This is a genomic window from Streptomyces sp. BK239, from assembly GCF_004217285.1.
GTDB lineage: Bacteria > Actinomycetota > Actinomycetes > Streptomycetales > Streptomycetaceae > Streptomyces.
Genome location: NZ_SHKS01000005.1, coordinates 378,045 through 394,743, shown reverse-complemented (window position 1 = coordinate 394,743; position 16,699 = coordinate 378,045). Strand labels below are relative to the sequence as shown.

20 protein-coding genes are annotated in these 16,699 nt (G+C 72.5%); 9 read left to right on the top strand and 11 right to left on the bottom strand.

Annotated features, from left to right (window positions below; genetic code table 11):
* Positions 1-26 precede the first annotated feature (26 nt).
* The 3 genes from EV567_RS18235 to EV567_RS18225 all read right to left on the bottom strand — a co-directional run bounded on the left by EV567_RS18235 (position 27) and on the right by EV567_RS18225 (position 1,379).
* A complete protein-coding gene (locus tag EV567_RS18235; RefSeq protein WP_130441287.1) occupies positions 27-290 on the bottom strand; it encodes a TM2 domain-containing protein in 264 nt (87 codons plus the stop codon).
* Positions 291-493: 203 nt separating this feature from the next.
* Complete coding sequence (locus tag EV567_RS18230; protein ID WP_207228808.1) at positions 494-868, bottom strand: DUF2752 domain-containing protein; 375 nt, start codon at positions 866-868, stop codon at positions 494-496.
* Between the two features lie 82 nt (positions 869-950).
* Positions 951-1,379 carry a TM2 domain-containing protein gene (locus tag EV567_RS18225; RefSeq protein ID WP_130441285.1) on the bottom strand — a complete coding sequence of 143 codons (429 nt, stop codon included), beginning with the start codon at positions 1,377-1,379 and terminating at the stop codon, positions 951-953.
* A 152-nt stretch (positions 1,380-1,531) separates the two neighbouring features.
* Between EV567_RS18225 and EV567_RS18220 the strand changes: the two genes are divergently transcribed.
* The 4 genes from EV567_RS18220 (at position 1,532) to EV567_RS18205 (ending at position 3,810) form a co-directional block, all read left to right on the top strand.
* Entirely contained in the window at positions 1,532-1,939 is a 408-nt protein-coding gene (locus EV567_RS18220; RefSeq protein ID WP_130441283.1) for a VOC family protein, read from the top strand.
* A gap of 136 nt (positions 1,940-2,075) precedes the next feature.
* Entirely contained in the window at positions 2,076-2,480 is a 405-nt protein-coding gene (locus EV567_RS18215; RefSeq protein WP_130441281.1) for a hypothetical protein, read from the top strand.
* A complete protein-coding gene (locus EV567_RS18210) occupies positions 2,477-2,995 on the top strand; it encodes a thiol-disulfide oxidoreductase DCC family protein (RefSeq protein ID WP_242620880.1) in 519 nt (172 codons plus the stop codon). Before EV567_RS18215 ends, EV567_RS18210 begins: the two co-directional genes overlap by 4 nt.
* Positions 2,996-3,006: 11 nt before the next feature.
* Complete coding sequence (locus EV567_RS18205) at positions 3,007-3,810, top strand: TetR/AcrR family transcriptional regulator (protein ID WP_130441279.1); 804 nt, start codon at positions 3,007-3,009, stop codon at positions 3,808-3,810.
* Positions 3,811-3,844: 34 nt separating this feature from the next.
* Here the strand turns inward: EV567_RS18205 and EV567_RS18200 are convergent, their stop codons facing one another.
* From EV567_RS18200 to EV567_RS28235, 4 genes are all read right to left on the bottom strand, one after another.
* Complete coding sequence (locus tag EV567_RS18200; protein WP_130441277.1) at positions 3,845-4,252, bottom strand: ATP-binding protein; 408 nt, start codon at positions 4,250-4,252, stop codon at positions 3,845-3,847.
* Positions 4,253-4,341: 89 nt separating this feature from the next.
* A complete protein-coding gene (locus EV567_RS18195) occupies positions 4,342-5,895 on the bottom strand; it encodes an ABC transporter substrate-binding protein (RefSeq protein ID WP_130441275.1) in 1,554 nt (517 codons plus the stop codon).
* Between the two features lie 231 nt (positions 5,896-6,126).
* Positions 6,127-7,392, bottom strand: a complete 1,266-nt coding sequence (locus EV567_RS18190) for a metallophosphoesterase (protein WP_130441273.1) — start codon at positions 7,390-7,392, stop codon at positions 6,127-6,129.
* A 39-nt stretch (positions 7,393-7,431) separates the two neighbouring features.
* Positions 7,432-7,671, bottom strand: coding sequence for an SCO4848 family membrane protein (locus tag EV567_RS28235; RefSeq protein ID WP_130441271.1), 240 nt, complete (start codon positions 7,669-7,671; stop codon positions 7,432-7,434).
* A gap of 91 nt (positions 7,672-7,762) precedes the next feature.
* On the opposite strand from EV567_RS28235, the gene EV567_RS27875 reads away from it, so the two are divergent.
* Complete coding sequence (locus EV567_RS27875) at positions 7,763-9,133, top strand: D-alanyl-D-alanine carboxypeptidase family protein (RefSeq protein WP_242620878.1); 1,371 nt, start codon at positions 7,763-7,765, stop codon at positions 9,131-9,133.
* On the opposite strand, the gene EV567_RS27870 is transcribed toward EV567_RS27875, so the two are convergent.
* A complete protein-coding gene (locus tag EV567_RS27870) occupies positions 9,087-10,040 on the bottom strand; it encodes a YihY/virulence factor BrkB family protein (RefSeq protein ID WP_165430411.1) in 954 nt (317 codons plus the stop codon). The two genes, EV567_RS27875 and EV567_RS27870, sit on opposite strands and share 47 nt — an antisense overlap.
* Before the next feature lie 213 nt (positions 10,041-10,253).
* Here EV567_RS27870 and EV567_RS18175 point away from each other — a divergent pair, with 213 nt between their 5' ends.
* Complete coding sequence (locus EV567_RS18175) at positions 10,254-11,009, top strand: decaprenylphospho-beta-D-erythro-pentofuranosid-2-ulose 2-reductase (protein ID WP_130441269.1); 756 nt, start codon at positions 10,254-10,256, stop codon at positions 11,007-11,009.
* On the opposite strand, the gene EV567_RS18170 is transcribed toward EV567_RS18175, so the two are convergent.
* The gene (locus tag EV567_RS18170; RefSeq protein ID WP_130441267.1) at positions 11,010-11,588 is read right to left on the bottom strand and encodes a 2'-5' RNA ligase family protein; all 579 of its coding nucleotides are present in this window, start codon (positions 11,586-11,588) and stop codon (positions 11,010-11,012) included.
* A gap of 166 nt (positions 11,589-11,754) precedes the next feature.
* Positions 11,755-12,768 carry a tryptophan--tRNA ligase gene (trpS, locus tag EV567_RS18165; protein WP_130441265.1) on the bottom strand — a complete coding sequence of 338 codons (1,014 nt, stop codon included), beginning with the start codon at positions 12,766-12,768 and terminating at the stop codon, positions 11,755-11,757.
* Between the two features lie 143 nt (positions 12,769-12,911).
* Here trpS and EV567_RS18160 point away from each other — a divergent pair, with 143 nt between their 5' ends.
* The 3 genes from EV567_RS18160 (at position 12,912) to EV567_RS18150 (ending at position 15,203) form a co-directional block, all read left to right on the top strand.
* Positions 12,912-13,472, top strand: a complete 561-nt coding sequence (locus tag EV567_RS18160; protein WP_130441263.1) for an RNA polymerase sigma factor — start codon at positions 12,912-12,914, stop codon at positions 13,470-13,472.
* Positions 13,465-14,349 (top strand): hypothetical protein, encoded by an 885-nt coding sequence (locus EV567_RS18155; RefSeq protein ID WP_130441261.1) that lies wholly within the window; start codon positions 13,465-13,467, stop codon positions 14,347-14,349. The genes EV567_RS18160 and EV567_RS18155 overlap by 8 nt, the downstream gene beginning before the upstream one ends.
* 125 nt (positions 14,350-14,474) lie before the next feature.
* A complete protein-coding gene (locus EV567_RS18150) occupies positions 14,475-15,203 on the top strand; it encodes a hypothetical protein (protein WP_130441259.1) in 729 nt (242 codons plus the stop codon).
* 26 nt (positions 15,204-15,229) lie between these two features.
* On the opposite strand, the gene EV567_RS18145 is transcribed toward EV567_RS18150, so the two are convergent.
* A complete protein-coding gene (locus EV567_RS18145) occupies positions 15,230-16,681 on the bottom strand; it encodes a glycine hydroxymethyltransferase (protein WP_130441257.1) in 1,452 nt (483 codons plus the stop codon).
* Positions 16,682-16,699 lie beyond the last annotated feature (18 nt).

Below are 16,699 nucleotides of genomic sequence, written 5' to 3'. Positions count from 1 at the left end.
GCCGTCGGCGTGTACGGCGGCGGGGCTCAGCCGCGCAGGACGCGACCCTGCTTGTCGGTGCGGTCGTTGCTGGTGAGGAACAGGATGCCGTCGATCAGCGACCAGAGGCCGAGGCCACCGCACGTGAGGAGCTGGGCGACGCCCACGCCGACGGAGCCGACGTAGAAGCGGCCGACGCCGAAACCGCCCAGGAAGATCTGGAGGATGCCCGCGACGATCTTCGACTTGTCGGAGTACGGACGGCCCAGCGGGTCGACACCGTAGGGGGCGTCAGGGGTGGGGACGGTCATGGAGAAGCTGCTCCTGGATTCACTGTGAACGGGGACGCCAGGAGGAATGCGACGCGACGTGCGGTCGCGTCGGCCGCGCAAGACATGCGAGAACGCCCCCCTGTGAAACCTGAGCCTAGAGATGCCTGTGAGGCCGAAGGGAGGGGCGAGGGCCGATCGTTCCTGTTCCGTGATCAAAATCGGCCACGCGCGAGCTGAACCGGTCAGAAAGCGTTGCGTACGACGGTCCAGGTCACGGCCAGGCCGAGCACGACGGCCTGGGCGGGGCGGCCGAGCCGGAGCTGCCGGCGCCGGCCGTGCAGGCCTTCCCACATCCACCGCCCCAGCAGCGCGAGGGCGAACGGCGAGGCGAGCAGCAGGGCCCGGTTGTCCAGCCAGGCCCGGGCGAGGTCGCCGTGCATCAGGTCGTAGACCATGCGGGTGCCGCCGCAGGCCGGGCAGAGCAGCCCGGTGACGAACCGGAAGGGGCACCGGGGCAGCAGGTGCCCGCCTTCGTGCGGGTCGGTGACGTACAGATAGGCGGAACCGGCCGCCCCGGCGGCGAGCACCGCGAGGGGCGCCGCCGCCGGGTGCCGCAGGAGGGAGCCGCGCGCCCGGCCCGCCCGCGCCGCGGCAGGCGACGTTCGCGACGGGGCGGACGTCGTCTGCCGCGGCACTGGGTCAGCCACGCAGGATCCGGCCGTCGGAGTCTGTCTTGTCGTTGCTGGTCAGCAGGATGATGCCGTCGACCAGCGCCCAGATGCCGAGCCCGCCGCAGGTGAACAGCTGGGCGAGGCCGAGGCCGACGTGGCCGATGTAGAACCGGCCGACGCCGAAGCTGCCCAGGAACAGCTGGAGGATGCCGGCGACGATCTTCGACTTGTCGGAGTAGGGCCGCCCGTAGGGGTCGTAGCCGTAGGGGGCGTTGGGGTCGCCGGGGTAGCCGCCTCCGGGGGGCGGGTAGCCGCCCGCGCCGGGGTGTCCGCCGGGCGGGGGGTAGCCGGGCGGCTGCTGGCCCTGCTGCGGGTACCCGTAGGGGCCGCCGCCCTGCGGATAGCCGTACCCGGGCTGCTGGGGCGGCTGCTGGGGGTACTGCGGCTGTTCGGACAAGGTGATGTCTCCCGGGACCAGATGATCGGATGTACGGCGCAACAGGTGAGTGCAGGTCATCTTGCAGCAGAGAGGGCGACGGTGAGAAGCCGGGCCCGGAGCACCCTCGGGCAATGACCGGTTCGTGACCACTGCGACCCTATGGTGACGGTATGTCAGATGATGAGTCGTACGAGCTGCTCGGGTTCGACAACGTACTGCTGCCCGTAGGGGATCTCGGCGAGGCCGTGGACTTCTACGAGCGGGCAGGGTTCGCGGTGACGTACCGGTTCGACGAGGCCGGCATCGCCCTGCTGAGGGTCGGCGGCGAGACGCCCGGCGTCCTGCTGCGCCAGGAGGACGCCCTGGGGCACCGCCCGCCGCCGTGGGCCTGCCCGCGCCTGTGGCTGGAGGTGCCGGACGCCCGCGCGGCCGCCCTGCGGCTGGCGTCCGCCGGCATCACCCCGCTGGAGGGGCCGGCCTCCGCGGCCACCGGCTGGACCGTCGAGATCGCCGATCCATGGGGCAACGTCCTGGGCTTCACGGACTACTCCAAGCGCCCCGAGCTGGGCCGGGCCTGAGCTCCGGGGCGGCGCGTCCGCCCGTTCGCGCGGCGGCGCGCCCGGCATCACCCGCCCTGCGGTTGAACGTGTTCAGAAAGAGGTCTACAGTCACCTCGCGACAGCGTTTTGAACGCGTTCAGAAAAGGTGGGGAACATGGATCGCACAGTCATCGCGTACGTCATCTACCTGGTGGTCAGCATCGGTCTGACCATCTGGGTGGCCCGGACCCTCAGCCGCAACGGACGGATCTTCCTCGCCGACGTGCTGCACGGGAACGAGAAGCTCGCCGACGCCGTCAACCACCTCCTGGTGGTCGGCTTCTACCTCGTCAACCTCGGCTTCGTCGCCCTGTACCTGAGCGGGGACGAGACCATCGAGGACACCCGCGGCATCTTCGAGGCCCTGTCGACCAAGCTCGGCGTGGTGCTGCTGGTGCTCGGCGTCATGCACCTGGGCAACGTGTACGTGCTCAACCGGATCCGGCGGCGCGGGGTCATGGAGCGCGAGCAGGTCCCGCCGGTCGCCCCGCAGGGCTGGGCCCCCTCGGCCGGGGCGTGAGCGCGGTGACGGCCCACCGCGCCGCCGACGACCGGGACGCCGCCCGCGTCCCGGTCCGCCGGCTCACCGTGCTCTACGACGCCCACTGCGCCCTGTGCTCCTTCGTGCGCGACTGGCTGGCCCGGCAGCCGCAACTGGTCCCGCTGGACCTGGTCCCGGCCGCCTCCGCGGAGGCCGGCGCCCGCTTCCCCTGGCTCGACCACCGGGCCACCCTGGAGGAGATCACCGTCGTGGGCGACGGCGGCCAGGTCTACCGGGGTTCCGCCGCCTGGATCGTCACCCTGTGGGCGCTGCGCGAGCACCGTCCGCTCGCCCACCGCCTGAGCACCCCCGCCGGGGCGAAGCTCGCCAAGGGCGCGGTCCTGGCCGCCGCCAAGTGGCGTGGGGCCCGGCGGACGGACACCGGCTGGGGCGGTGGCGTGTACTACTCGGCCGACGGCTGGTCCTTCGACCCCCGCGACGGCTGGTCCTACACCCCGCCCTCCTGTGCCGACGGCGCGTGCGCCACTGACTAGGCTTTCCTTCCGTGTCCGCGAAGAACGAAGGCCCCGCTGAGGGCGCCGCCCCGTCCGAGCCCGCCGAGCCCTCCGAGTCCGCCGAGGGGGCGGAGGGGGCCGAGGGCGCCGCACGGTCCAAGTCCGAGCAGACCCGCGCGCTGATCCTGGAGACCGCGATGCGGCTGTTCCAGGAGCGCGGCTACGACAAGACGACGATGCGGGCCATCGCCCAGGAGGCCGGTGTCTCCGTGGGGAACGCCTACTACTACTTCGCGGGCAAGGAGCACCTGATCCAGGGCTTCTACGACCGGCTCGCCGCCGAGCACCGGGTGGCGATCCAGGACGTGCTGGCCCGGGAGACGAGCCTGGAGGCGCGGCTCGCGGGCGTGCTGCGGGTCTGGCTGGACGTGGCCACGCCGTACCACGAGTTCGCCGTGCAGTTCTTCAAGAACGCCGCCGACCCGGACAGCCCGCTCAGCCCCTTCTCCCCGGAGTCCGAGCACGCGCGCCTGGAAGCGATCTCCGTCCACCGGCAGGTGCTCGCCGGGTCCAAGGCGAAGGTGCCGGAGGAACTGCGGGAGGTGCTGCCCGAGTTGATGTGGCTCTCCCAGATGGGGCTCGTCCTGTACTGGATCTTCGACCGTACGGAGGGGCGTGAGCGCAGCTACCGGCTCGTGGAGCGGGGCGCGCGCCTCACCGCGCGCGGGGTGACGCTGTCCCGGTTCCGGGTGCTGCGGCCGCTCGTCCACGAGGTGCACGAGCTGTTCACGGACTTCCTGCCGGGGATGACGAGGGCCCTGCCGGACCCGGCGAAGAAGCGGGACGAGTCGTAGGCGGCGCGGGCCCGCCGGCGTCGCGGGCTCTCCGTCAGGCCTCGTCGGCGGTGAGCACCAGCGCCCACACCGTCTTGCCGTGCCGGCCCCGGCCCCACACCCCCCAGGCCGCCGCGACGTGCTCCACCAGGCGCAGCCCGCGGCCGTGCTCGTCCCACTCGGAGACCGTGCGGGGGCGCGGCTCGTGACGGCCCTCGTCCGAGACCTCGATGAGGCAGGAGCCGTCGGCGAGGGCCGTCACGGCCACCTCGAACTCCCGCTCCCGCAGCAGCCCGTGGCGTACGACGTTGGTCGCCAGCTCGGACACCAGCAGCAGGGCGTCACCGAGGGCGGGGTCGTCCGGGCCGTGGCCCCACTGGGCCAGATGGTCCCGCACCCGGCGCCGGGCGAGGCCGACGGACGCCGGGTGCCGGGGCAGCCGGAAGGAGTTGCGTCTCAGCACGTCTGCTCCTCACACACCTCCGCCACCGGGACCCGCGTCGGGTGACTGCCCGGTGTGCGGCGGACGCATGCGGACGCACGCTGCCGGAGTCAGATCCAGTTCAGCTTCCACAGCCGGAACACGCCGTCGCCGTCCGCCAGATACTGGCCGCCGCCGACGTCGGCACTGGTCAGGACGTACGCCTTGCGCTGCCACAGCGGGACGACCGGCACGTCCTCGGCGATGAACTTCTGCAGTTCGCGGAAGTCGTCGAGGACACGGCTCCGGTCGGCGTAGCGGCGGCTGTCCTTGATGAAGCCGTCGACCGGCTTGCTGCTGTAGCCCGTGTTCATGGTGGAGCCGGTGCCGACGAGCGGGGCGGCGAAGGTGTCCGGGTCGGGATAGTCGGCGACCCAGCCGACGGCGTACGCGTCGAGCTTGCCGGTCGCCCACCGCTCCTGGAAGTCGGTCCACTCGTAACCCTTGACGGTCACCTTGAACAGGCCGGAGGCCTCCAGCTGCCGCTTGATCTCCCTGGCCTCCTGCTCGGCCGCGCCGCTGCCGAGCCCGTAGCCGTAGGTGAAGGCGACGGGGACGCCGACGCCGGCCTGCTGGAGCAGCTTGCGCGCCTTCTGGGGGTTCTGGTCCGGGTAGGCGTCGAAGAAGGAGGTGGTGTGGCCGGTGATGCCGGTCGGGATCAGTGAGAACAGCGGGTCGACGGTGCCGTGGTACACGGAGTTCGCCAGTTGCTCGCGGTCGATCAGCCAGGCCGCCGCCTTGCGGACGGCCGCCTGGTGCAGGGGGGAGCCGGCGCGGGTGTTGAAGTACAGGTTGCGGGTCTCGGAGCTGCCCGCCTCGGTGACGCGCTGGTCCGGGTCGCTGCTGTTCAGGGCGGCCAGGACGTTCGGCGGCAGCTGGCGGGTGGCGGCGTCGACCTCCTTGGCCTTCCACGCCTGGTCGAGGGCCTCGGGGTCGGCGTAGTACCGCAGGTGCACGGGTCGTCCGGTGCTGACCGCGCCGTGGTAGCGGGAGTTGGGGGTGAGCTCGGCGCGCTTGCCCTTGGTGTAGCCGGTGAGTGTGTACGGTCCGGTGCCGTCGACCTGGTCGCCGGTGCGCAGGGCGTCCGCCGGGTAGCGCTCGCGGTCGACGATCGAGCCGGCGCCGGTGGCCACCTTGAACGGGAACGTGGCGTCCGGGGCGGAGAGGTGGAAGGTGACGGTGTCGCCCTGGGCGTCCACCGACCTCAGGGTGGACAGCAGGCTCGCGGGGCCGACCTCGGCGTCGATCTTCTTCACCCGGTCGAAGGAGTACTTCACGTCCTCGGCGGTCAGCTCGCGGCCGCTGGGGAAGGTGAGGTCGTCGCGGAGGCGGCACCGGTAGGTGGTGAGGCCGCCGGCGCTGAACGCGCAGCTCTCGGCCGCGTCGGGGACCGGTGTCGTGCCGCCCGGTTCGTACGTCAGCAGCGACTGGAAGACGTTGCTGAACAGGGCCCAGGAAGCGGCGTCGTAGGCGCCGGCCGGGTCGAGCGAGGTGACGGTGTCCGTCGTGCCGACCCTGATCGCCTTGCCCGGGCCGCCCCGGGCGGGCAGTAACTGCCAGCCGCCCACCGCGACCACCGCGAGCACCGACGACGTGACCAGGATGCGCATGCGAACCGAGCGCATGGGTGTGCCCTGCCCTCCCCGGGCCGTACGCCCGGCACATGAAAAGTGCCGCTCCCCTTGGCGGCGGGCTCACCTAACCACACGGGTTTCGGCCGGGGGAAGGGGATCGGGCGGAGATGAGAAAGTACTTGCCGACCGGTTGTCTCAGCCGGGTTCCACAGGTCCTCCCTCCCCGAGGGGGCGCGGTCACCCGCGGCTGTCCGCGGCTGGGGAGGCCGGTGGGGCGGGTGGTCAGGCGTCGGGGGACGCCAGTTGGAGGAGGGTGATGTCCGAGGGGGCGCCCACTCGGGTGGGCGGGCCCCAGGCGCCGGCGCCTCGGGAGACGTAGAGCTGGGTGTCGCCGTAGCGTTCCAGGCCCGCCACCGTGGGGTTCGCGGCGGCGGCGATGATGCTGCCGGGCCAGAGCTGGCCGCCGTGGGTGTGGCCGGAGAGCTGGAGGTCGACACCGTGCTCGACGGCGTCGTGGATCTGCACGGGCTGGTGGGCGAGGAGCACGCACGCGCGTGCGGTGTCCCGGTCGCCGAGCGCCTTGCCGAAGTCGGGGCCGTGGCCCTCGCTCTCGCCCGCCACGTCGTTGACGCCGGCCAGGTCGAACCACGGCAGTTCCGTGCGCGCGTTCTCCAGCGGCAGCAGGCCGAGGCGGCGCACCTCCTCCACCCACTGCTCGGCGCCGGAGAAGTACTCGTGGTTGCCGGTGACGAAGAAGCTTCCGTGACGGGCCTTCAGCCCGGCGAGCGGCGCGGCGGCCGGGCCGAGGTCCTTGACGCTGCCGTCGACCAGGTCGCCGACGACGGCGATCAGGTCCGGCTGGGCGCCGTTGATCGTGTCGACGACCTTCCGGGCGAAGTCCCGGCCGAGGACCGGCCCCAGGTGGATGTCGCTGACGACGGCGATCCGGTAACCGTGCGCCGCACGCGGCAGCTTGGCCAGCGGGACGGTGACCCGCTTCACCCTCGGCCCCCGCAGCACGCCGTACGTGCCGTAGCCGACGGTCCCGACGGCGGCTGCCGCCGCGGCCCCGCCGACGACCCGGGAGACGAACAGACGCCTGGAGGGCGCGGGAGGCTCAGGGGACGCGGGCGGCGCGGGAGGGACCGGGTCCTCGGGGGGCGCGAGTGCGGGCGCCGTCACGACCGCAGGGGTTGCGGCGGCGGCCGTCCGCTCGGACGTGCGGTCGCGTCGTTCCAGGTGACGGCGCAGCAGGGGGCGTACCGCCTCGCCGGCGAGGACGCCCAGCAGCAGGTACACGGACAGCGCCAGCCACAGGAAGCCCGGCCAGGCCAGGGCCTGCTGGAGCGGGAAGGGGGCGCCGGTGCGCTCGGCGACGAGAGCGCCGACGGCCATGGCCCAGCCGCCCGCGATGAGGGCCGCGCCGCCGCGGCGGCCCCAGCCGGGAGCACGGGTGGTGTCCCGGAACAGCCGCCGCCACACGTACCAGTTGGCCGTCACGACGACGGCCAGGACGGCCAGGGCGAGCAGCACGAAAAGGATGGCCACGGTGTCTTGGTCCCCGCTGTCTGCTGTGGTCGGTGGTGACTATGACGTTCGACGCAGTGCGCGCAGTCCGCGCAACCCGATGACGCCGATGACCGTCCCCAATACGAAGGAGACGACGGCCAGCAGCAGATGCACCCAGAAGTACGCCGTCGGGTCGCCGTCCTCGAACGCCAGCCCGCTGCCGTCCTTGATGAGGTTCTTGACGAAAGTGATCCAGATGACCCAGCTCCACACCCCGAAGGCGAGCAGGAACCAGGACACGGGGCGGCTGAGCTTCATGCCTTCAGTATCGCCGCCCGGTGTCCGGTTCCGTGCCCGGGGTGGGGAGGGCCGCGGGACTTCGCCCCGTCGGGCAGGTACGTTCTGCGTCGTGCCCGCACCCTTGATGCAGACCGTCAGGCGATCCCTGCTGGTCACCTCAGCGACCCTCGCGTCCCTCGCGCTGACCGCGCCGGTGTCCCTGGCGGCCCCGCCGATCCCGTCGCCGTCCGCGCCCGCCTCCCCGTCCACGGGGGCTTCGCCGTCAGCGGGAGTCTCCCCGTCGGCGGGGGCCTCGCCGTCGAAGAGTGCGACGGCCACTCCCCCGGCGGGCATGTCGACCGTGGGCGGCGTGCGGCTCGGGCAGGCCGGGACGCAGGTCGACCTGGCGGGCGGCGCCCCGGTGCTGCCGAAGGACGTGACCGCACGGTCGTGGATCGTCGCGGACGCCGAGTCCGGCGAGGTGCTCGCCGCGCACAACGCGCACTGGCGGCTGGCCCCGGCGAGCACGCTGAAGATGCTGTTCGCGGACACCGTGCTGCCGCGCTTCCCCGGGACCGCGCGGCACAAGGTCACCCCGAAGGACCTGGAAGGCCTCGGCCCCGGCTCCAGCCTGGTCGGGATAAAGGAGAACGAGACCTACTCGGTCCACGACCTCTGGCTGGGCGTGTTCCTGAAGTCCGGCAACGACGCCGTGCGCGTCCTGTCGGCGATGAACGGCGGCGTCGGCCCGACGGTGGCGGCCATGAACGAGCACGCCGAGGAGCTCCAGGCCCTCGACACGCATGTGGTCTCCCCCGACGGCTACGACGCCTCGGGCCAGGTGTCCTCGGCCTACGACCTGACGCTGATCGCCCGCTCCGGTCTGCAGAAGAAGGACTTCCGGGAGTACTGCTCGACCGTGCGGGCCGCGTTCCCGGGCGAGACGAAGAAGGACAAGACGGGCAAGATCACCCGTCGCACCTTCGAGATCCAGAACACCAACCGGCTGCTGCGCGGCGACTACGACATCTCCCAGTACCCGGGCATCGCCGGCGTCAAGAACGGCAACACCACCAACGCGGGCGCCACCTTCACCGGGGTCGCCGAGCGGGGTGGCCGGGTGCTGCTGGTCACCGTCATGAACCCGGAGAAGAGCGCCCACAACGAGGTCTACAAGGAGACAGCCGCCCTGTTCGACTGGGGTTTCCAGGCGGCCGGCAAGGTGCGGCCGGTCGGCGAGCTGGTCCCGCCGAAGGGCGCCGCGCAGTCCGGCGCCCAGCCCTCGAAGGGGACCGGTGAGGACTCCGCGGCGACCGGAGGGGCCGGCGGCTCGGGCGACGGGTCCGCGAAGCCGGTGGCCGGCGCGGTGACCGGGAAGGGCGCCGGGGGCGTCGGCGTCGCGATGGCGATCACCGGCGGGGTGCTGGTGCTCCTCGCGGGCGCCGCGTACCTGGTCAACCGCCGGTGGCCGCTGCCGGACCTGGTGCGCCGCCGCCGCTGACCCCGCCGCTGCCGGCGCTTGCGTCGTCGTGCGCGCCCTCCTGGCGCTCCCCGTCCGCCTCCTTGGCGGGCGTCGCCGTCCACGAGGCGCTGAACAGGACGAGTTTCGCGGTGAAGTTGATCCACAGCAGCAGGGCGATGGGCACGCCGAACGCGCCGTACATGCTCTTCGTGGCGACGCCCTGCATATAGCCGCTGAGCAGCAGCTTCAGCAGTTCGAAGCCGACCGCGCCGGTCAGCGCGGCCACGAACAGGCGGTGGCGGCTCGGTTCGACGCCGGGCAGCAGGGTGAGGACGTACAGGAGCAGCAGGAAGTCCGCGAGGACGGCGACGAGGAACGCGACGACGTGCAGCAGCACGCCGCCCCAGCCGCCCTCGTCGATGCCGAGCTGCCGGGTGATCCACCCGACCATGCCGGAGGCGACGGTGGAGGCGGCGAGGGTGAGGAGGACCGCGCCGCCGAGGCCGAGGAGGATGCCGAGGTCCTTGGCCTTGCGCAGGACGGGGTTCTCCTCCTCGTCCGGCAGCTCCCAGACGGCGCGCAGGCATTCGCGCGTCGAGCCGGCCCAGCCGACGCCGGTGAACAGCAGCGCGGCGGCGGCGATGAGGCCGACCGTGCCGGCGTTCTGCACCAGGCCGTCGATGTCCAGCTGGTCGGAGATGCCGGGCACCTGCTCGGCGAGCTTGTCCTGGAGCTCGCCCTGCCGCTCGGCGCCCAGTGTGGCGGCGGCGATGGTGGCGGCCAGGGTCAGCAGCGGGAAGAGCGCGACGAAGCTGGTGAACGTCATCGCGGCGGCCAGCCGGGTCCACTTCACCCGGTCGAGCCGTTCGTAGGACCGCCACGCGTGCGTGAGCATCGCGCGCGTGACGAGCGGCCCGATCCCGGGGAGCTTTTTCAGCCAGTCCATACTCCGACTCTGCCCTCGCGGATACGGCCGATGCTCCCCGATCGGCAGCGATACGCCTGGAGTGACCCGCGGGGTCAGGACGCGCCGCACACGGAACGACATCCCACTAATCACCCGTTTCGGGTATCACGGGATGTCTCTCCATGAACCGCCTCGCGGAGGGGCGGTACGGTCGCCGACATGTCCGTCGGCCCTCGACCTCCTGGAGCTGTCGTGAAGGACGCCCCCGGCCTCCCCCGGTCCCTCCTCGTCCTCGGCGGGACGTCGGAGATCGCGCTGGCCACCGCGCGCCGTCTGATCGCCCGCCGCACCCGCACGGTGTGGCTGGCGGGGCGTCCGTCGCCGGCCCTGGAGTCGGCCGCCGCCGGGCTGCGCGCCCTGGGGGCGCTGGTGCACACGGTCGCCTTCGACGCGCTCGACCCCGGGTCCCACGAGAGCGTCCTCGGCAAGGTGTTCGCGGAGGGCGATGTCGACATGGTGCTGCTCGCCTTCGGCGTGCTCGGCGACCAGGCGCACGACGAGCGCGATCCGGCGGCGGCCGTGCGCGTCGCGCAGACCAACTACACGGGCGCGGTGTCGGCGGGCCTGGTCGCCGCGTGCGCGCTCCAGTCTCAGGGCCACGGCTCGCTGGTCGTGCTGTCCTCCGTCGCCGGCGAGCGGGCCCGCCGCGCCGACTTCATCTACGGCTCCAGCAAGGCGGGCCTGGACGCCTTCACCCAGGGGCTGGGCGACGCGCTGTACGGCACGGGCGTGCACGTCATGGTCGTACGCCCGGGTTTCGTGCGGACGAGGAGCACCGCCGGCCTTCCCGAAGGACCCCTGGCCACCACCCCGGAGGCGGTCGCCACGGCGATCGAGCTGGGCCTGCGCCGCCGCTCGGAGACGGTGTGGGCGCCGGGCCTGCTGCGCGTGCGGATGTCGGCGCTGCGGCACCTGCCGCGGGGGCTCTTCCGCAGACTGCCGCTGTAGCTACCGGGTGGGCAGGGTGTCGCGGTCGACGTGAGGGGTCTGCGGGGGCACCGTCGGGCCGCCGAAGGGGTACTCGCGCAGCTTGCGCCAGACGGCGTCGGCGCCCTGTTCGTAGAGCGCGAAGCCGGTGCAGGACCACCGCGCCTCGTAGTCGGCGAGCTCCTCGAAGGCGCGGTCCATGGCCGCCTCGTCGATGCCGTGCGCCACGGTGACGTGCGGGTGGTACGGGAACTGCAGTTCGCGGGCGATGGGGCCGGCGGGGTCGCGGACCTGCTGCTGGAGTCGGGTGCAGTCGGTCCGGCCCTCGGCGATCCGCACGTACACCACCGGCGACAGGGGCCGGAAGGTGCCCGTGCCGGACAGGCGCATCGGGAACGGCCGGCCCGCCGAGGCGACCCGCAGCAGATGCGCCTCGACGGCCGGCAGGCTCGCGGAGTCGACCTCGGTCGGCGGAAGCAGGGTGACGTGCGTGGGGATGCCGTGCGCGGCGGCGTCGCCGAAGCCCGCGCGCCGCTCCTGGAGCAGGCTGCCGTGAGGCTCCGGGACCGCGATCGACACGCCGATCGTTACGGTCCCCACGTCGTCTCCTGTCGTCGTGTCAAACGTGCTGTCGCACGCGTGCTCAGTCGTACGTCTATCGACTGTACGGCCACCGCTGTGCGCTGGGCAGGCGCAGCCGAAGTGATGTGCAGCGCTCTGCCCGGCGGACGGTGTGTGCGGTGGTGCGCCCTCGGCGCGGCCGCGTTCAGTGCTTCGCGGGCAGGAAGCCCACCCTCTCGTACGCCTGGGACAGCGTCTCCGCGGCGACGGCCCGTGCCTTCTCCGCGCCCTTGGCCAGGAGCGAGTCGAGGGTCTCGGGGTCGTCGAGGTACTGCTGGGTGCGCTCCCTGAACGGGGTCACGAAGTCGACGACGACCTCGGCGAGGTCGGTCTTGAGCGCGCCGTACAGCTTGCCCTCGTAGCGCTGCTCCAGCTCGGGGATGCTCACGCCGGTCAGCGTCGAGTAGATGCTGAGCAGGTTGCTGACGCCCGGCTTGTTCTCGGCGTCGTAGCGCACGACCGTGTCGGTGTCGGTGACCGCGCTCTTGACCTTCTTCGCGGTGGCCTTGGGGTCGTCGAGCAGGTTGATGAGGCCCTTCGGCGTGGACGCCGACTTGCTCATCTTGATCGACGGCTCCTGGAGGTCGTAGATCTTCGCCGTCTCCCGCAGGATGTACGGCTTCGGGATCGTGAAGGTCTCCCCGAAGCGGCCGTTGAAGCGGTCGGCGAGGTCACGGGTGAGCTCGATGTGCTGGCGCTGGTCCTCGCCGACGGGGACCTCGTCGGCCTGGTAGAGCAGGATGTCGGCGACCTGGAGGATCGGGTACGTGAACAGGCCGACGGAGGCTCGGTCGGCGCCCTGCTTGGCGGACTTGTCCTTGAACTGAGTCATCCGGGAGGCCTCGCCGAAGCCGGTCAGGCAGTTCATCACCCAGGCGAGCTGCGCGTGCTCGGGGACGTGGCTCTGCACGAACAGCGTGCAGCGGTCCGGGTCGAGGCCCGCCGCGAGGAGCTGAGCGGCGGCCAGCCGCGTGTTGGCGACCAGTTCCTTCGGGTACTGCGGGACCGTGATCGCGTGCAGGTCGACGACCATGTAGAAGGCGTCGTGGGACTCCTGCAGAGCCACCCACTGGCGCACGGCGCCGAGGTAGTTGCCGAGGTGGAACGAGCCGGCGGTGGGCTGGATGCCGGAGAGCACGCGGGGTCGGTCATTGGCCATGTCCACCATTGTCTCAGGTGTCGGGGGCCGCTCCTGAATCCGCCGGAAAACAGATGCGCCGCGGGTGGGAACCGATCGGCGCCGGGCGGTGTAGCAAGGGTGTGAAAGCGCGGGAGGGGGGCCGCATCGCCGATGAGGCCGCGGTGATCGCACGCGTACGCGCCGGGGAGCCGGAGGCGTACGCGGACCTGGTGCGCGCCCATACGGGGATCGCGCTGAGGGCGGCCCGCGCGCTGGGCGCGGGCGCGGACGCGGAGGACGTGGTGCAGCAGGCCTTCTTCAAGGCGTACTGCTCGCTGGGGCGCTTCCGGGACGGCGAGTCCTTCCGGCCGTGGCTGCTGTCGATCGTCGCCAACGAGACGCGGAACACCGTGCGGGCGGCGGGTCGGCGGCTGACGCTGGCGGGCCGGGAGGCGGCGATGGCGGGGGCGGAGCCGCTGATACCGGAATCGGTCGATCCGGCGGTCGCGGCCGTGGCGGGCGAGCGACGCCTCGCACTGCTGTCCGCGCTGGAACGGCTCAGTGAGGAGCACCGGCTGGTCGTCACGTATCGCTACCTGCTGGAGATGGACGAGCCCGAGACGGCCCAGGCGCTGGGCTGGCCGAGGGGGACGGTGAAGTCCCGGCTGAATCGGGCCCTGCGCAAACTGGGGCGGCTGCTGCCGGAGGGCGGGGTGCGGGGAGGAGGTGACGACGATGGGTGAGGACCGGGACGCCGGGCTGCCGGAGGAACTGCGGGCGCGGGAGCGGGACGCCGGGCTGCCGGAGGAACTGCGGGCGCTCGGGCGGGCGCTGGACCGGCCGGGGGACGACGGGGGCGAGACCGTGGTCGAGCAGGTGCTCCGGCGGATACTCGCCGAGCAGGTGCCCGTGCCGGTGGCCGAGCCGCGGGGGCCCGCCGAGTGGCTGAGATCGGCGCGCCGCCGGGCGAGGGCGCGGTGGCGGGCGGTGACGGCCGGGGTGTGCGGGCTGGTCGCCGTCCTCGTGCTCACTCCTCCTGTGCGGGCGTCGGTGGCGGACTGGTTCGGCTTCGGCGGGGTCGAGGTGCGGGTGGATCCGTCCGCGGTGCCGTCGGCGCGGGATTCGGCGCCGGGCTGCGAGGGGTCCGTCACGCTCGGGGAGGCCGCGCGGCGGGCGGGATTCCGGCCCGTGGTGCCGCGTGCGTTCGGTGAGCCGGACGCGGTGACGGTGGTGCCCTTGCCGGGGGGCCGGTCCCTGGTCGGCCTGTGCCGGCGGGAGGGCGGGCGCATGATCCGGGTCGACGAGTTCCGGGCGGGTCTGGACTTCGCGTTCGTCAAGACCGTCGAGGAGCAGCCCGAGTACCTGCCCCTGGGCGAGGGCGGGGAGGGCGCGGAGACCGGCCAGGTCGTGCCGGAGCAGGCCCTGTGGTTCCCGAGGCCGCATGTGCTGACGTTCTGGCTGGTGGGCGCGGACGGCGGGCGTTTCACCCGGTCGGAGCGCACGGCCGGACCGACGCTGCTGTGGACCCACCGGGGCGCCGACGGCGTCGAGTTGACGTTCCGTCTGGAGGGCGTCGGTTCCAGGGAACGGGCTCTGGAGATCGCCCGGTCGGTGACCTGACGCTCGGCCTCGGAGGCGGCCGGGAACGGCCCGGAAAGGCGGGAACCCCGGCGGGCCGAGCGGTGTACCAGAAGTGACACAGCGAGTGCGGGCGGGCCGCACCGGTTCGGACATGGGGGTTTCGGATGCGCTGGTTGCGTGAACTGGTCGCTCTTGCGGGGGCGTTGGCGATGGCCTTCGCGGCTGTGGTGCTCGGCGCCACGGCCTCGGTGGCGGGCGGGCCGACGAGTGTGCTGCTGGCCTCGCCCACGAGCCGGGAGACGGCCTCGCTGTACAGCACCGACAACGACTACAGCCGGTTGGACGGGCTGCTGCACGACTCGGGCGGGGCGCGCGCGGGCGGGGCGGGGCCCACGAAGCTGGAGGAGATGACGGGCCGCCTGATCAACATCACGTGGCTCGCGCATGACGTGCACCCTTGGCGGGTGGACCGGGTGTACTGGCTGACGCCCGACGACCGGGGGATCTGGATATCGACGTCCCTGGAGGCCTCGTCGACGGGGGCCTGGCACCAGCCGAAGGATCCCGCTCGGTTGCGGACGCTCTTCACCGAGCTGGGGCTCATGGACGAGTCGGCGGGCACTGGGTCCGGCGGCCGGTCCGACGCGGCGGAGGGGCCCGCGGCCGGGGCGGCGAAGGCCTCCTCGGAGCCGTCCGCCGCTGCGGGCGAGCCGGTCACGAGGTCGGCCGACACCGTGAGCCCGGCCCTCGGCGCCGGCTGGTGGTGGGCGATACCCGGGCTCGCTCTGGGCCTGGCCCTGGGCTTCGGCCGCACGCTTCTGGCCCGCCGTGCGGCAGCGCCGGAGGGGTCCGGGCCGCCGCACGAGCCGCGTCAGAAGCTCACCGATCTCTGACGGGAGACGGAGCTCTCAGGCTTCGGTCAGCCGAGGTCGATGTCCGGGTACAGGGGGAATCCGGCGACGAGGTCGGTGGCCCGGTGGGAGATCTCGTCCGCGATCTTCTGGTCGAGGACGTGGGAGGCCTTGCTGGGGGCGCCGGACTTCGTCGTGCCGGGCTGCGTCGTGGTGAGGACGCGGTCGATCAGGCCCGCGACCTCGTCCATCTCCGCGGTGCCCAGGCCGCGGGTGGTGAGCGCCGGGGTGCCGACGCGGATGCCGGAGGTGTACCAGGCGCCGTTGGGGTCGGCGGGGATGGCGTTGCGGTTGGTGACGATGCCGGAGTCCAGCAGGGCGGCCTCGGCCTGGCGGCCGGTGAGGCCGTAGGAGGTGGCGACGTCGATCAGGTTGAGGTGGTTGTCGGTGCCGCCGGTGACGAGGGTCGCGCCCCGGCGCTTGAGGCCCTCGGCGAGAGCGCGGGAGTTGTCGACGATGCGCTGGGCGTAGTCCTGGAAGGACGGCTGCCGGGCCTCGGCGAGGGCGACGGCCTTGGCGGCCATCACGTGCGGGAGGGGGCCGCCGAGGACCATCGGGCAGCCGCGGTCCACCTGGTCCTTGAGGGAGTCGTCGCACAGGACCATGCCTCCGCGCGGGCCGCGCAGCGACTTGTGGGTGGTGGTGGTGACGATCTGGGCGTGCGGCACCGGGTCGAAGTCGCCGGTGAGGACCTTGCCGGCGACGAGGCCCGCGAAGTGGGCCATGTCGACCATCAGCGTCGCGCCGACCTCGTCGGCGATCTCGCGCATGATCCGGAAGTTCACCAGGCGGGGGTAGGCCGAGTAGCCGGCGACGATGATCAGCGGCTCGAACTCGCGGGCGGAGGCGCGCAGGGCGTCGTAGTCGATCAGGCCGGTGGCCGGGTCGGTGCCGTAGGAGCGCTGGTCGAACATCTTGCCGGAGATGTTGGGGCGGAAGCCGTGGGTGAGGTGCCCGCCGGCGTCGAGGGACATGCCGAGCATGCGCTGGTTGCCGAAGGCCTGGCGCAGTTCGGCCCAGTCGGCCTCGGAGAGGTCGTTGACCTGGCGGGCGCCGGTCTTCTCCAGGAAGGGCGCCTCGACGCGGTCGGCGAGGACGGCCCAGAAGGCGACGAGGTTGGCGTCGATGCCGGAGTGCGGCTGGACGTAGGCGTGGCGGGCGCCGAAGAGTTCGCGGGCGTGCTCGGCGGCGAGGGACTCGACGGTGTCGACGTTGCGGCAGCCGGCGTAGAAGCGGCGGCCCACGGTGCCCTCGGCGTACTTGTCGCTGAACCAGTTGCCCATCGCGAGGAGCGTGGCCGGGGAGGCGTAGTTCTCCGAGGCGATCAGTTTGAGCATCTCGCGCTGGTCGGTGACTTCCTGGCCGATGGCGTCGGCGACGCGCGGCTCCACGGCGCGGACGACGTCGAGGGCGGCGCGGAAGGCGGTGGACTGGGTGGAGAGGGGCTGCTGCTCTGACATCTCGTCGGCCTCCGGGTG

Coding starts and splice junctions, on each gene's coding strand:
- EV567_RS18235 (WP_130441287.1), bottom strand. CDS start 290: ATGACCGTCCCCACCCCTGACGCCCCCTACGGTGTCGACCCGCTGGGC.
- EV567_RS18220 (WP_130441283.1), top strand. CDS start 1,532: ATGTCAGATGATGAGTCGTACGAGCTGCTCGGGTTCGACAACGTACTG.
- EV567_RS18215 (WP_130441281.1), top strand. CDS start 2,076: ATGGATCGCACAGTCATCGCGTACGTCATCTACCTGGTGGTCAGCATC.
- EV567_RS18195 (WP_130441275.1), bottom strand. CDS start 5,895: ATGCGCTCGGTTCGCATGCGCATCCTGGTCACGTCGTCGGTGCTCGCG.
- EV567_RS28235 (WP_130441271.1), bottom strand. CDS start 7,671: ATGAAGCTCAGCCGCCCCGTGTCCTGGTTCCTGCTCGCCTTCGGGGTG.
- EV567_RS27870 (WP_165430411.1), bottom strand. CDS start 10,040: ATGGACTGGCTGAAAAAGCTCCCCGGGATCGGGCCGCTCGTCACGCGC.
- trpS (WP_130441265.1), bottom strand. CDS start 12,768: ATGGCCAATGACCGACCCCGCGTGCTCTCCGGCATCCAGCCCACCGCC.
- EV567_RS18155 (WP_130441261.1), top strand. CDS start 13,465: ATGGGTGAGGACCGGGACGCCGGGCTGCCGGAGGAACTGCGGGCGCGG.
- EV567_RS18150 (WP_130441259.1), top strand. CDS start 14,475: ATGCGCTGGTTGCGTGAACTGGTCGCTCTTGCGGGGGCGTTGGCGATG.
- EV567_RS18145 (WP_130441257.1), bottom strand. CDS start 16,681: ATGTCAGAGCAGCAGCCCCTCTCCACCCAGTCCACCGCCTTCCGCGCC.